We start from the raw sequence: 13,766 nt of genomic DNA, 5'->3' as shown, positions 1-13,766 counted from the left end.
TGTCCCGGTCCCCCACCAAGGAGAGAATGTGTCGACGGCAACGCCCCCGCACCGCCGACGCCCGGCATCGGGCGCGCCCGCGATCCCCGCCCGCCTCGCGAACGTGCCGTGGGGGCTCGTCGCGTCGTGGGGTGCGCTCGCGCTGTTCACCGTGGTCAGCATCGGGCTTCCCCTGATCGGGGTCGGGACCTTCCTCGGCACCCAGTTCCTCGCCGCGGTGCCCCCATGGCAGTCGGAGCTCGCCGACATGTCGCCGATCACGAACCGACTCATCGGGGACACGATCGACACCATCGCGCCCCAGACCCTGCTGTTCGTCGACTCGGTCCGCGCCGGCAGTCCGGCGGGGTGGAACCCCTACGTCGCGGGCGGCGCCGAACTCGGCGGACTGCCCAACTTCGGCGTCTACTCCCCGCTCTCCCTTCCGTGGTGGATCCTTCCCGGTGCGCTCGCGCCCGCGTTCGTCAAGCTGCTCGAGATCGCGCTCATCACGATCGGCATGTCCCTGTTCCTTCGCCGCCTCGGGATCCGCCAGGAGACCTGGCCCGTAGCGAGCATCGTGTTCGCGGCATCGGGATTCATGATCGCGTGGACCAACTGGCCCCAGACCCGCGTGGCGGCGTTCATCCCGCTGCTGTTCTGGGCACTCGAGCGCGCTGCGGTCGAGGCGCGCCTGCGCGACATCCTTCCGGTCGGCCTCGCCGTCGCCGGCATGATGCTCGGAGGCTTCCCCGCCATCGCGGGGTATGCCCTGTACCTCGGCGGGGCCTACGTCGTCGTGCGCGCCATCCTGATGCGCTCCGGCGTGCGGGCGGTGATCGTCTCGGGACTCGTCTCCGCAGGCGGCGTGCTGCTCGGCCTGCTGCTCTCCGCGTGGCAACTGGTCCCCTTCGCGGTCAACGCGCTCAACGTGATCGACCTGTCCATCCGACGGCAGTCGTCTGCATCCCACCTCCCGGTCGAGGACCTCGCCTCGGCGCTCGTGCCCGACATCAACGGCGGACCCACGATCGGCAGTTGGGGCGGCCATCCCGTCGAGCACCTGTCGTACGCGAGCGCGGTGGCGCTGGTGCTGCTCGCGACGGTGGCGCTCTTCCGGCGTGGCGGATCAGTCCAACGGGGCGTGGCTGTCTTCTTCGCCACCGCGCTCGGCGTGTCGGTCGTGCTGGTCTACGTGGGCGGGCCGCTGCTCGGCTTCGCCCAGGAGCTGCCCATCTTCTCGAACAACCCGGTCGGCAGGCTGCGCGTGATCGTCGGCTTCAGCGCCGCGATCCTCGCCGCCATCGGGTTCGACAGGATGCTGTCTCCGGATGCTCCCGGGGCCGACCTGCGCCGCACGTGGGCGGGCTCGAGCATCGGCGGCAGGCTGGCCCTGGCCGGTCGGCTCGCGGTCCCGGCGGTTCTCGCGTCGGGCGCCGTCGGCATCGTGCTGTACGCCCTTCGCCGCGTTCCCGGCGAACGGCTCGGCGAGGTCCGCCATCAGGTGGCCGCCATCGCGATCACCGCGGTCCTGGCGGCCGGCATGGTCGTCCTGACCTACTTCGGACGTCGCGCGGTCTACCGGGTCATCGCTGCCGTGGTGATCCCGATCGTGCTCGTGATCCCGGCGACGCTCGTGGCGTCCGCATGGTGGCCGACGTCGGCGACCTCGACCTTCTACCCGAGCACGTCGACCTACCGGTACCTGGACGACAATCTCGGCGAGAGTCGATACGCCTCGGTCGGCCAGGTGACGCTGCCCGGCTCCAGCTCGGTCTACCGTCAGCGAGCCGTCGGCGGCCACGCCTTCATGACGCCGCAATGGAAGGACCTCATGCTCGCCGTCGACGACGGTGCGCTGCAGAGCCCGACCTACTCCACCCTCCAGGCCGACGGGCTCGGGGAGTACGGGCGGTCCCCGGTGCTGGATCGCCTCGCCGTCCGGTACCTCGTGGTCGACCCCGGCGTCGCCCTTCCGGGCGACGTGGAGCTGGCCACCCGGGTCGGCGGGGTTCGGGCGGCGGGCGAGGGCGTGTTCGAGAGCGCGCTGCAACGTGGTCCCGTCCGCGGCGTCGCCTACACGATCGACGAGGGCGTCGCATCGTCCGCGGACGGCATCCGCCTCGTGGTCGACATCGTGGATGCCTCGTCGGGCTCCGTCCTGACCGAGACGTCGACCTGGGTTCCGGCGACCTCGGGCACACGGTCGGTCGCCGTCATGGGCGAGGACATCGCCGACGACGTGGAGTGGTTCGCTCGCCTCTCGATCGAGGGCGCCGACTCGGAGTACCGCATCGCGAGTTCCGCCGACGCGGACGTCGCGATCGACGTCGTCCGACCCGCCGACGACGGCCTGCAGGTCGTGCATACCGGCGATGCGACGATCCTGGAGCGGCAGGGTGCCGCGGAGCGGGTTCACTGGGCGGATGACGCGATCGTCGAGGAGGACTCCGACGCGCGCGTCGACCTGCTCGACTCCGGACTCGTCGGCGCCGCCACGGCCGTGCTCGACGCCGAGCCACGGCAGCCGATCGATGCCGGCTCGAACGCCGCCATCGAGATCATCGAGACCGATTCGACGGATCGGCAGGAGTTCCGCGTCGTCGTCGAGGACGGCGACGGGCTCCTCGTCGTCGAGGACTCGTTCCGGCGCCCGGGCTGGTCGGCCACGGTCGACGGCGAGCAGGCCGAGATGATCGCGGCAGACCACGTCGCAGCCGCGGTCGCACTCGACGAGGGCGAGCACCGGGTCGTCCTGTCGTACTCGCCGCCGGGATTCGCGACGGGCACGATCGTGACGTTCGTCACGCTGCTCGGCCTCGCCACGGGCTACGGCGCATGGTGGCTCCGGTCGAGGCGGCGGACCGCCGACGACTCGGACTGACCCCGGCTGCTCGGGCGTGGCGTCTCTCCGTCGCGGGGCATCACGGCTAGCCTGTCGGCGCGGACGACGTGCGAACGGGAGGGGGCACGGATGCGTGCGACGGACACGGGCATCGCCGTGCTCATCGGAGCAGCCTGCCTCGCGACCCTGTCGGCCTGCGGCGCGTCCGGCGTGGTCGGGGAGCCGACGCCCTCGACCGAGGGGACCGGTCCCACCGCGTCGCCCGATCCGACATCGGCGTCCACCAGCGCGCCCGCGGTGACGCCGCTGCTCACGCACGTGGAGTGGAACGAGCCGTCGGGCGAGGTGATCGCGTCGGGTCTCGTCGACGGTTCCCTGGACGATGCGGTCGACTGCGCGTTCGAGTTCTCCCTCGCCGGATCCACCGTCACGCGGACCACGGCCCCGCAGCCCGGGCCGAGCAGCCTCGATTGCGGATCGGTGTACGTGACCGGGGACGAGCTCGGTCCCGGACTCTGGTCGGTCTCCCTGCGCTATCTCGACGTGCGAAGCGATTCGACGACGGTCGAGGTGCCCGAATGAGGCGTATCGTTCTCGCGGTCGTCGCGATCCTCGTCGCCGTCGCAGGAGTCGCGGCGGTCGATGCCGTGTCCGGCGACTCCACCGCCAGCGCAGCGGACGCCCGCGACTTCGACCCCGGCATGATCATCAGCGACCAGGTCTTCTACGACCGATCGACCATGAGCGCCTCCGCGATCCAGTCGTTCCTCGATGCGAGGGTGCCGACCTGTACGGCGACGACGGGGCCGACGTGCCTGAAGGACTACCGCACCACGACGTCGAACAAGTCGGGCGAGTCCGGCCGCTGCAGCGCGTACTCGGGACGATCGAACCAGTCGGCGGCGCAGATCATCTACGACGTCGCACAGGCGTGCGGCATCAACCCGCGCTCGCTCATCGTGCTCATCGAGAAGGAGCAGAGCCTCGTCACCGATTCCTCGCCGACCGATCGGCAGTATCGCAGCGCCACCGGGTACGGGTGCCCCGACACCGCGGACTGCGACAGCCAGTACTACGGCTTCTTCAACCAGGTGTACTCGGCGGCGCTCCAGTTCAAGCGGTACGCTGCCGCCCCGACCGGTCGCGCGTACGAGGCGGGACGCAACAACTCGATCCTCTACCACCCGAACAGCGCATGCGGGACGAAGACGGTCTACATCAAGAACCAGGCGACCGCCGGGCTCTACCTCTACACGCCGTACACGCCGAACTCCGCGGCCCTGGCCAACCTCTACGGAACGGGCGACTCGTGCTCGAGCTACGGCAACCGGAACTTCTGGCGATTGTTCACCGACTGGTTCGGATCGACGAAGGGCAATGACTCGCCGAGCGGTGACGTGACGCGAGCCGTCGGGGGGTACCGCGCGATCGAGGTCAGCGGAACGGCATCCGACCCGAACAGCGCCTCGCCCATCCGCGTCCACGTCTACGTCGACGGTGTCGGCAAGTCCTCCGTCGCGGCCGATCAGCCGACCTCGACCGGTGCGAACGGCTTCACGGCTCGAGTCGGCGGGTTGGACCCGGGCGTGCGGTCCGTCTGCGTCTTCGGCATCAACGTCGGAGCGGGATCGAACACGCTGCTGCGGTGCGTCCGGGTCGCGATCCCGTCGGCGAGCCCGTTCGGCGTGATCGACGAGGCCGCCGGTGCGCCGGGCCAGATCACGTTCCGCGGCTGGGCGATCGACCCCGACACGGTCGATCCGATCCGCGTGCACGTCTACGTCGACGGGGTCGGTCGCGCCTCGATCGCCGCGGACGCGGTGAAGGCCGGCCTGGATGGCGCCAAGCCGGGCTTCGGCGACCGGCACGGATTCGCCGGGACGATCGGCGGCGTCGCCCCCGGCACCCACAGCCTCTGCGTGTACGCGATCAACGTCGCCGCGGGTTCGAACAAGCGGATCGGGTGCGCCCAGGTGGCCATGCCGAGCGGCTCCCCGATCGGCCGGTTCGAATCAGCCGTGGCACCGGACATCGGCGTCATCGACGTGAGCGGGTGGGCCTACGATCCGGACGTCGTCGATCCGATCCGCGTGCACGTCTACGTCGACGGACGGGGCTGGGCGTCGATCGCCGCCGATGTCGAGCGGGCGACACCGACGTGGCCGGGTTACGGCACCGCTCACGGGTTCTCGGCCCGACTCTCCGGCGTGACCCCGGGGTCGCACCGAGTCTGCGCGTACGCCATCAACGTCGGCGACGGCGGCAATGCGGGGTTGGGGTGCATCGACGTGGCCATGCCGCAGGGATCCCCGAAGATCTGGGTCGACGAAGCCGCTGCCGGTGCTGAGAAGGGGACCGCCTTCGTGCGCGGCTGGGCGTTCGACCCGGACACCGTCGATCCCATCCGCGTGCACGTGTACGTCGACGGCGTCGGCGCGGCGTCCGTCGAGGCGAGCCTCGTCAAGGACGGCCTCGGCGACGTCTTCCCCGGGATGGGCGACCTGCACGGGTTCCGCGCCGATCTCGCGGGGCTCGGCCCGGGACCGCATTCGATCTGCGCGTACGCCATCAACAAGTCGGGCCCCGGTTCGACCACGTCCGCGGGCTGTCGCACCGTCACCGTCCCGTAGGTGCGGGCCCGGTCGACGAGGTCCGCGTTGCTAGACTCGGGCGGTCATGCCTGAGATGGAGCGCGCGCAGTGGTGAACGCACCGGCGGGGGCCGGCGCGCGCCGCTCCGCCGCGAACCGGGCGGGACTGGTCGGCTTCGCCCTGACGGCGTTCCTCGGCATCCTGTGGGCGTTCGCCTCCCCGATCTTCTCCGTGCCCGACGAGAACGCGCACGCGACGAAGGCGATCGCCCAGGTCCGCGGCCAGCTGATCGGCGACGAGGTCGAGGGCGTCCTCCACCTCGTCGTGCGACTGCCGGACGAGTACCGGTACGACCCCGCGCTGCTCTGCTACGTCGACGACGAGAACCGCTCGGCCGACTGCGGCGTCGCGCTCGGCGACGAGGGCGGGCAGGACTGGTTCAACACCTGGACCGGCGCGTACAACCCCGTCTACTATGCACTCGTCGGCTGGCCGTCCCTCGTCATCGGCGGCGACGCGGGCGTGATCGCGATGCGCATCGTCAGCGCGCTGATCGGTGCGCTGTTCGTCGGGGCCGCGTTCCAGCTCGCCGTTGCGGGCACGAGGGCGCGGTGGATGCCGCTCGCGCTCGCGTTCTCGGCATTGCCCATGTGCGTCTACCTCATGGGCTCGGTCAATCCGAACGGTCTCGAGATCGCGGCATCCGTCGCCCTGTGGGTCGCGGTACTGCGCCTGTTCGAGGCGCACGGCCACGGACCGCCTGCGGTGTTCTCGCGGACCTGGATGTGGGTGGTCGTCACGCTCGCATCCGCCGCACTGGTCACCGCGCGGGCGCTCGGGCCGCTGTGGCTCGTCGTCATCGTCGCGTTGGCGGCGCTGACGGTCGGCTGGGCGCCGGTGCGGAGCCTGTTCACGACGGCTCGGAGCTACCTCTGGCTCGGGATCATCGCCGTCTTCGGGCTGTTCTCGCTCGGGTGGACGCTGGTCGGCGGCAGCCTCTCCAGCCAGGCCAGGGAGGGCGATGCGCCGCTCGTCGGCGCGGGGTTCCTCGAGGGCGTCGTCTACATGCTCCGCCTCACCGATGAACTGCTCCAGCAGGCCATCGGGGAGTTCGGATGGCTCGACACCGTCATCCCCGCCTGGGCGCTGTGGTCGGTGGCGGCGGTGGTCGGCGCCGTCGTGTTCCTCGCGGTCGGCTCGTCGCAGCGACGCGATGCCGTCGTGATCGCCGTCGTGATCGCGGCCTGCGTGGTCGTGCCGGTGCTCGTCCAGGCGCGCTCGGTCGGTCAGACCGGGATCATCTGGCAGGGCCGGTACGGGTTGTTCCTCTACCTCGGCGCGCTGATCGTGATCTGCCACCTGCTCTCCCGCAGGACCCCGGACCGCATCGCACGGCTCTCGGTGCGGTACACGTGGCTCGGCGGCGTGCTCCTCGCCGCGTTCGGCGCGTACGTCTTCCTGTTCGTGATGTACCGCTACGTGGTGGGCCTGGACGACCGCATCACCGAGATGGTCCTCGCGCCCGAGTGGCAGCCCCCGGGCGGGTGGCCGCTCCTCGTCACGCTGTACGCCATCGCCTCGGCGGCGTATGCGGCCTTCATCGGCCGGCTCGGCGTCCTGGTCGCGCGGCTCGACTCCGACCTCGCGCCCGTCGACGTCGCGGCCGTCGCCCGGGCGACGCAGGGGGACGCGTCGGGGAGCCCCAGCGCATGAGCCGGCAGCGCGTGGCGATCGCGTACGACTGCGTCTTCCCGGTCAACACGGGCGGCGGGGAGCGCGTCTACCGGCGCATGGCCGAGGAGCTCGTGGCCCGCGGCGCGCACGTGACGTACGTCACGCGCGCGCAGTGGCCGCCGACGGAGCCGCCCACGGCTCCGTTCGACGTCGTCTCGGTGTGGCGCGGCGAGATCTACGACGATGGCGGCGTGCGGACGACGCGGAGCGCCGTGGCCTTCGCGTTCGGCCTGTTCCGCCACTTCGTCCGCCACGGGCGCGACGTCGACCTGGTCGTCGTCGCCGCGCTGCCGGTGCTCAACGTGTTCGCGGTCCGCGCGGCGCTCCTCGGACGTCCGGTCGTGATCGCCGTCGACTGGCTCGAGGTGTGGCCCGCACGGAAGTGGCGGGCCTATGCGGGTGCGGTGACGGGGACGGTCGCGGCGGTGCTGCAGTGGCTCGCGGTCCGGCTCGGCGACATCCGGCTGGTGAACAGCGGCTTCACGCTGGCGCGCCTCCGGGCGGCGCTGCCCGGCGCGGACCCGATCGTGCTGGGGCTGCTCGACCTCGCCAGTCCGCCCAACGCCTTCGCCGGTCGCGCGACACCCGAAGCCCGGGGCGATGCGCCGGCCGCGGCCCCGTACGTCGTGTTCGTCGGCCGTCACATCGCGGACAAGCGGCTCGATGCGCTGCCGCCCGCCCTGGCGGTGGCGCGTCGCACGATCCCGGGGCTCGAGGCGCGGGTGGTCGGCACCGGCCCCGAGACGGAGCGCGCGAGGGCGGCGGCCGCGTCGGCGGGGGTCGTCGATGCCGTGCACTTCCTGGGGCGACTGGACGACGACGACCTGGATGCGGTGGTCTCGGGCGCCGCGGCCCTCGTGAACCCCTCCGCGCGCGAGGGGTTCGGGCTCGTGGTCGCCGAGGCGGCCGCCCTCGGCGTGCCCTCGGTGGTCGTGGCGGGCGACGACAACGCCTCGGTCGAGCTCGTCGAGCCGGGCGTCAACGGGGCGGTGGCGACGGATGCCACGGCCGAGGCGCTCGGGGCGGCCATCCGCGAGGTCGTCGACGCCGGCGGCGAGCTGCGCCGATCCACGGCCGAGTGGTTCGCGCGCGAGCGCGAGTCCCGGAACCTCGCCGGTTCGGTCGAGGAACTCCTGCGACGGGCCGAGCGACTGCGCCGGTGACGGCTCAGCCCGCGAGCGCGCGCTCGAAGGAGGCGAGGGTTCCGCGTGCCGTGCGCTCCCACGAGAAGCGCGCCGCACGCTCGAGGCCGGCGCGCGACATCCGCTCCCGCTCCACCGGGTCCGACAGCAGCGAGTCGATCGCTCGAGACAGCGCCGCGCGGTCGCCCGGTCCGACCCATCGCGCCGCGTCACCGCCCACCTCGCGCAGGACGGGGAGGTCGGACGCCACGACCGGGACACCGCGCGCCATCGCCTCGATGAGCGGCAGCCCGAAGCCCTCGAATCGGGTCGGGAAGGCGAACAGGGCGGCCTCCCCGTAGAGGCGCTCCAGTTCCTCGGGGGCCACCCACCGTTCCAGCCGCACGCGCTCGTCGAGCCCGAGCCGGCGCACCTCCGGAGCGAGGGGGTCGTCGTCGTGGCTGCCCGTCACGACCACGCGCGGACGCCGGTCGGCGGGCAGGAGCGCGACCGCCTCGAGCAGTGCGGCGAAGTCCTTGTGGGGCATGCGGTTGCCGATGGCGAGCACGAGGTCGTCCGAACGGCGCACGTCGGCGGATGCCCCGGCCGTCGCGCCGCTCGCACCGCCGGCGAGCGGCACCACGTCGATCCGAGCCCGGTCGAGGCCGAGCAGGTCGGCGAGATCTCCCGCGGTCGACTCGCTCACGGTCAGCACGCGGCGCGCGGCGCGTGCGGCGCCGCGGATCATCCAGCGCAGCACCGGTGCGTACGGACCGGGCACGTACTCCGGGTGCCGGAAGGGGAGCAGGTCGTGCACCGTGAGGACCACGGGGGTCCGGGAGCGGATGGGGCCGAGGTTCGCGGGTGCATGGACGAGGTCGGCGTCGAGTCGGGCGGCGTGGCGCGCGACGTCGAGCACCTCGCCGCGCGCCCACGCGACCCGGTCCTCGCCGGAGCGGCCGGAGGCGACGAGCTCGCCGGGGAACCACGGCGCTCCGGCCTCCGCGAGCTCGGTCGAGGCCAGGCCCACGAACTCGAGGTCGGGCCTGAGGGAGCCGAGCCGCGGGTACAGCTCGCGCACGTACGACTCCATGCCGCCCTTGCGGCCGGTCTGGAAGAGCAGGTCGACGAGGATCCGGGTCATGCTGCGTCGCCGCCCGCCTGCTCGTCCCGAGCGTGCCGCGCGGCGCCTGCGGCATCCGTGCCGGAGGCCGACCCGGCCCGCACCGCCGAGACCCGCCGACGGCGCGCCCCCTCGTAGACGACTGCCGAGACCAGCTCGGCGACGAGCAGCCCGCCGAACACCGCGGCGAGCGATCCGGTGACCAGCGCGAGTCCGGCCAGTGCGAAGGTGATCACCGAGACGAGGGCGCGCAGGCCGGTCACGAGTCGCACCTCCCCGCGCCGCCGCAGCGAGGCGAACGGGATCGTGGTCGCCAGCGACGCCGCGCGCCACGCACAGGCGATGAGGAGCGGCAGCAGCGTCGCCGAGGCGGTCCAGGCCTCGCCGAAGAGGAAGCCGAACACGCCGAGCCACTCCGCGAGGAGGAGCGCGACGATCGCCGCGACGACCGCGCCGGCCGACACGACGATGTCGAGCCCCGAGTGCTCCTTGAGCAGGCGGAGGCGCATGAAGTTCAGCGGGATCGCGAGCAGGCCCGACACGGTCGAGATCGCGGCGAACAGCACCGCCTCGTTCGGACCGAGGAAGGCGAGGATCATCGAGTTGAGCAGCGGGTACACGGCGCCGGTGATCGCCGTGTCGGCGACGACCCATCCCATCACGCGACGCTCGGGTCGGCTCGCCCGGTGCTCGACGGGCAGGCACCGGACGACGGTCGCCGCGACGATGCCCGCGACGAGCGGCGTCAGCGCCCACGCCTGGCCCGCGAAGCCGGCGAGGACGCCGGTGAGCGCACCCGCGCCGACGAGGATCGAGGCCCAGATCTCCCGGCGGTCGAGGCGCTCGGCGACCGAGACGCCGCGGCCGACCTCGAGCGCGGCGACGAGCACGGGCAGGCCGATGCACAGGGATACCACGTTCGGTCCCGTGGCGATGACCGCGATGCCCGCGACGACGGATGCCGCGGCGAGCCAGAGCGGGAAGACGACGCGTCGCTCGGTGCCCGCAGAGCTCAGCCGCGACTCGACGATGACGGCGAACGCCAGCTGGCCCGCGAAGGTCGCGACGGTGACCGCGACCGCGATGACGCCCTGCTCGGCGGGCGTGAAGAGGCGTGAGGCGATCGAGACGGTCGCCGCCGGGATGACCGCGAGGGAGACGCCGCCGAGCAGGGTGATCGCGCTCATGGTGGCGCGGCGGAGGCGCATCGGCGCGGGGGACTCGAGGCTCATCGGCGCACCGCCTGGACCGCGGCGGAGCCGCCGAAGGTGCGGCCCAGTGCGCCCTCCAGCCGACCGACGAACACCCACCAGCCGTCCAGCGCGCCGTACTCGCCGCCGTGGCGGAGGCCGAACGCGAGGCCACCGCCCACGAACGCCGCCCGCCACGGCCACGGGTAGCGCCAGCGCGTGACGACCAGGCCGAGACCGCGGCCGTAGGCGCGGAGCTTGCGTCGGCGCTCCGCGCGCTCGAGTCCGTGGGCGTCGGCGATCCCGCCGACCGCGACCGACGGCGGGAGCCACCGGATCTGCGCCGTCTCCCATGGGAGGCGGTCGTCGATGCGCAGGAGCAGGTCGGTCGCCTCGCCCGCCTGCCAGGGGGTCGGTGCGCCGGTTCCGAGCGAGGGGTCGAACCCGCCGACGGCGTCGAAGAGGCTGCGCCGGAGGAGCAGTCCCATCTCGATCACGTTCCACGCGTTCCATCGGTCGAAGGGCGTGCCCGCGGAGGGGAGGACGAACTTCGGGCCGTGCTCGTCGACGACGGTCATCGCGGCGAGTCGCGTCTCCGCGGGCAGCGCCCGGAGCGCCTCGAGGCTGCCGGCCGGGAACCACGTCGTGTCGTTGGGGAACACGAGGAGTGGGTCGTCGCCGACGAGCGACGCCACGCCGTGGTTGCGTCCTCGTGCGGCGCCGGGATCGCTCGTCGTGACGACGGCACGGCCGCGGCCGGCATCGAAGCGCTCGACCAGCGCCGTCACCTCGGCGAGGTTCCGTTGGGCGACGACCACGAGTTCGTCGCCCGACGCGAGCCGACCCGAGAGCGAGTCGAGGAGGCGCTGCAGCGGTTCGACGCGGCCGAGCGTCGAGACCACCAGTCCGAGTTCCACGATGTCTCATTCTGTACGATGAACTCGCCCTCCCACACCGACAGGATCCACTGCGACATGCCAGCTGCGACCGACACGATCGAACTCTCGATCGTGATGCCCTGCCTGAACGAGGCCGAGACCCTCGCGACCTGCATCGACAAGGCGAACGGGTACCTCGAGCGCAGCGGCGTCGTCGGCGAGGTCGTCGTCGCCGACAACGGCTCGACCGACGGGTCGCAGGAGATCGCGCGGGCGCGCGGCGCTCGCGTGGTCGACGTGCCCGCGAAGGGCTACGGCAGCGCGCTGCTGGGAGGCATCGAAGCGGCGCGGGGCACCTACGTCATCATGGGCGACGCCGACGACAGCTACGACTTCTCGAAGCTCGACGCGTTCGTCGAACGGCTCCGCGCCGGCGACCAGCTCGTCATGGGCAACCGCTTCCGCGGCGGCATCGCCGAGGGTGCGATGCCGCCCCTGCACAAGTACCTCGGCAACCCCGTGCTGTCGTGGGTCGGACGCGTGCTGTTCCGCTCCCCGATCGGCGACTTCCACTGCGGGCTGAGGGGCTTCCACCGGCAGTCGATGCTCGACCTCCACCTGCAGACCACGGGCATGGAGTTCGCGAGCGAGGTGGTCGTGAAGTCGACCCTCGGCGGGCTCAGGGTCACCGAAGTGCCCACGACCCTCGACAAGGACGGCCGCAGCCGGCCGCCGCACCTGCGCAGTTGGCGCGACGGATGGCGCCACCTCCGGTTCCTCCTCATCTTCAGTCCCCGCTGGCTGTTCCTCATCCCCGGAACGGTCGCGTTCCTGCTGGGGCTCCTCGGCACGCTCGCCCTCGCGTTCGGTCCGGTCGTATTCGGGGACGTCGGGTTCGACCTGTCGAGCCAGGTGTACCTCGCCGCGCTCACGGTCGTCGGGTACCAGTCCGTGCTGTTCGCGATCCTGACCAAGATCTACGCGCAGCACGAGGGCTTCCGGATCCCGAGGTCGCGCAACTTCGACCGGCTCGAACGCCGGATCAGCCTCGAGAGCGGGGCCCTCATCGGGCTCGCCCTGTTCCTCGTCGGTCTCGCCATCGCGATCTGGCAATTCGCAGTCTGGGCCGCGGCCGACTTCGGCCCGCTCGATCCCGGCACGACCGCGCGCACGGCCGTCCTCGCCGCGCTCTTCATGATGCTCGGGGCGCAGACCGTCATGGCCGGGATGTTCCTCGGAGTCCTCAAGGTCGGGCTCCGGAAGGAATGAGCACCGGAGCGGATGCCGCGTCGCGACCGGAGGCCCCTGCGGCGACGGTCTCCGTGGCGATCGGCACGCACAACGGTGCGCGCTTCGTCGGCGAGCAGGTCCGCACGATCCTCGCGCAGACGAGGCCGGTCGACGAGATCGTCGTGAGCGACGACGCCTCGACCGACGGCACGGTCGCGATCGTCGAGCAGGCGGTGCGGGAGCATCGCGAGGCCGGCGGCGCCGTCGAGCTCGTCGTGCTCCGCAACGTCGAGCCGCTCGGCGTCACCGCCAACTTCGAGCAGGCGCTCCGCGCAGCGACCGGCGACGTCGTCGCACTGTCCGACCAGGACGACGTGTGGCGTCCCGACCGCATCGCCGTGGCGCTCGCCGCCTTCGCGGAGCGTCCGGCGCTGCGCCTCGTGGCCGCCGACGCCGAACTGGTCGATGCGGACGGGGCCCCCATGGAGGCGACCCTGTTCGGCACCCTCGGGATCGACGAGTCGCTCCGGGCCTCGGTCGACGGCGCGGCCGCGTTCGACGAGCTGCTCCGTCGGAACCTCCTGACCGGCGCCACCATGATGCTGCGGCGCGAGCTGGTCGAGCTCGCGGCGCCGTTCCCGCCGAGCTGGGTCCACGACGAGTGGCTGGCGATCGTGGCATCCGTCTCGGGCGGCGTCGCGGTCAGGCCGGAGCCGCTCATCGGCTATCGGCAGCACGGAGCGAACCAGATCGGCGTGACGGCCCTGGGCTGGGGCGGGCGGCTGGACCGGCTCCGTGCTCCGCGCTCCGAACGCAACGCCCGCTTGCTCGCGCGCGCGATCGCGCTCGCCGAGCGACTGCCGGGGATCGCCGAGCGCGCACGGACGGTCGCGCCGGAGTTCGTCGCGACCGTGGCGGGCGACAAGCTCGCGCACGAGCGCGCACGCTCGGGCCTGCCCGCGGCGCGCTTCCGGCGAGTCGGGCCGGTGCTGCGCGAGTGGCGGACCGGCCGGTACACGCGCTACGGGCTGGGCGCCCAGGACGTGCTGCGCGACCTCGTCCAGCCCGTCTGACG

Annotated in this window: 10 protein-coding genes; 7 read left to right on the top strand and 3 right to left on the bottom strand. The window is 72.3% G+C overall.

All coding sequences use genetic code 11. The features are described from left to right. The first annotated feature begins 28 nt into the window (after nucleotides 1–28). The 5 genes from GJR97_RS18675 to GJR97_RS04045 all read left to right on the top strand — a co-directional run bounded on the left by GJR97_RS18675 (nucleotide 29) and on the right by GJR97_RS04045 (nucleotide 8,312). On the top strand, nucleotides 29–2,863 hold the full coding sequence (locus GJR97_RS18675) for a YfhO family protein (protein ID WP_154345201.1): 2,835 nt from the start codon (nucleotides 29–31) through the stop codon (nucleotides 2,861–2,863). Nucleotides 2,864–2,953: 90 nt separating this feature from the next. After that, the gene (locus tag GJR97_RS04060; RefSeq protein ID WP_154345200.1) at nucleotides 2,954–3,406 is read left to right on the top strand and encodes a hypothetical protein; all 453 of its coding nucleotides are present in this window, start codon (nucleotides 2,954–2,956) and stop codon (nucleotides 3,404–3,406) included. Next, the gene (locus GJR97_RS04055; protein ID WP_154345199.1) at nucleotides 3,403–5,454 is read left to right on the top strand and encodes a hypothetical protein; all 2,052 of its coding nucleotides are present in this window, start codon (nucleotides 3,403–3,405) and stop codon (nucleotides 5,452–5,454) included. The genes GJR97_RS04060 and GJR97_RS04055 overlap by 4 nt, the downstream gene beginning before the upstream one ends. Nucleotides 5,455–5,523: 69 nt before the next feature. Then, nucleotides 5,524–7,128 carry a DUF2142 domain-containing protein gene (locus GJR97_RS04050; protein WP_154345198.1) on the top strand — a complete coding sequence of 535 codons (1,605 nt, stop codon included), beginning with the start codon at nucleotides 5,524–5,526 and terminating at the stop codon, nucleotides 7,126–7,128. Continuing rightward, nucleotides 7,125–8,312 carry a glycosyltransferase family 4 protein gene (locus GJR97_RS04045; protein WP_154345197.1) on the top strand — a complete coding sequence of 396 codons (1,188 nt, stop codon included), beginning with the start codon at nucleotides 7,125–7,127 and terminating at the stop codon, nucleotides 8,310–8,312. The genes GJR97_RS04050 and GJR97_RS04045 overlap by 4 nt, the downstream gene beginning before the upstream one ends. 4 nt (nucleotides 8,313–8,316) lie before the next feature. Here the strand turns inward: GJR97_RS04045 and GJR97_RS17830 are convergent, their stop codons facing one another. Genes GJR97_RS17830 through GJR97_RS04035 form a run of 3 tightly spaced genes read right to left on the bottom strand, consistent with a single transcriptional unit; the run spans nucleotide 8,317 to nucleotide 11,500 of the window. Then, nucleotides 8,317–9,414: a glycosyltransferase family 4 protein gene (locus GJR97_RS17830; RefSeq protein ID WP_195760603.1), complete on the bottom strand. Its 1,098-nt coding sequence runs from the start codon at nucleotides 9,412–9,414 to the stop codon at nucleotides 8,317–8,319. Then, the gene (locus GJR97_RS17825; protein ID WP_195760602.1) at nucleotides 9,411–10,625 is read right to left on the bottom strand and encodes a hypothetical protein; all 1,215 of its coding nucleotides are present in this window, start codon (nucleotides 10,623–10,625) and stop codon (nucleotides 9,411–9,413) included. The genes GJR97_RS17830 and GJR97_RS17825 overlap by 4 nt, the downstream gene beginning before the upstream one ends. Then, nucleotides 10,622–11,500 (bottom strand): glycosyltransferase family 2 protein, encoded by an 879-nt coding sequence (locus tag GJR97_RS04035; protein ID WP_154345195.1) that lies wholly within the window; start codon nucleotides 11,498–11,500, stop codon nucleotides 10,622–10,624. The genes GJR97_RS17825 and GJR97_RS04035 overlap by 4 nt, the downstream gene beginning before the upstream one ends. A gap of 57 nt (nucleotides 11,501–11,557) precedes the next feature. Between GJR97_RS04035 and GJR97_RS04030 the strand changes: the two genes are divergently transcribed. Together GJR97_RS04030 and GJR97_RS04025 are read left to right on the top strand one after the other, a co-directional pair. Continuing rightward, complete coding sequence (locus GJR97_RS04030) at nucleotides 11,558–12,730, top strand: glycosyltransferase family 2 protein (protein WP_229275949.1); 1,173 nt, start codon at nucleotides 11,558–11,560, stop codon at nucleotides 12,728–12,730. After that, nucleotides 12,727–13,764 carry a glycosyltransferase family 2 protein gene (locus GJR97_RS04025; RefSeq protein WP_154345193.1) on the top strand — a complete coding sequence of 346 codons (1,038 nt, stop codon included), beginning with the start codon at nucleotides 12,727–12,729 and terminating at the stop codon, nucleotides 13,762–13,764. Before GJR97_RS04030 ends, GJR97_RS04025 begins: the two co-directional genes overlap by 4 nt. The last annotated feature ends 2 nt before the right edge of the window (nucleotides 13,765–13,766 follow it).

It is taken from the genome of Agromyces kandeliae (genome assembly GCF_009674665.1).
GTDB classification, from domain to species: Bacteria; Actinomycetota; Actinomycetes; order Actinomycetales; family Microbacteriaceae; genus Agromyces; species Agromyces kandeliae.
This window is presented reverse-complemented; position numbering and strand designations above follow the sequence as displayed.

What these genes read in the sequence shown, in the direction of transcription:
- GJR97_RS04055 (WP_154345199.1), top strand. Translation starts at nt 3,403, where the DNA reads ATGAGGCGTATCGTTCTCGCGGTCGTCGCGATCCTCGTCGCCGTCGCA.
- GJR97_RS04030 (WP_229275949.1), top strand. Translation starts at nt 11,558, where the DNA reads ATGCCAGCTGCGACCGACACGATCGAACTCTCGATCGTGATGCCCTGC.
- GJR97_RS04045 (WP_154345197.1), top strand. Translation starts at nt 7,125, where the DNA reads ATGAGCCGGCAGCGCGTGGCGATCGCGTACGACTGCGTCTTCCCGGTC.
- GJR97_RS17830 (WP_195760603.1), bottom strand. Translation starts at nt 9,414, where the DNA reads ATGACCCGGATCCTCGTCGACCTGCTCTTCCAGACCGGCCGCAAGGGC.
- GJR97_RS04060 (WP_154345200.1), top strand. Translation starts at nt 2,954, where the DNA reads ATGCGTGCGACGGACACGGGCATCGCCGTGCTCATCGGAGCAGCCTGC.
- GJR97_RS04025 (WP_154345193.1), top strand. Translation starts at nt 12,727, where the DNA reads ATGAGCACCGGAGCGGATGCCGCGTCGCGACCGGAGGCCCCTGCGGCG.
- GJR97_RS17825 (WP_195760602.1), bottom strand. Translation starts at nt 10,625, where the DNA reads ATGAGCCTCGAGTCCCCCGCGCCGATGCGCCTCCGCCGCGCCACCATG.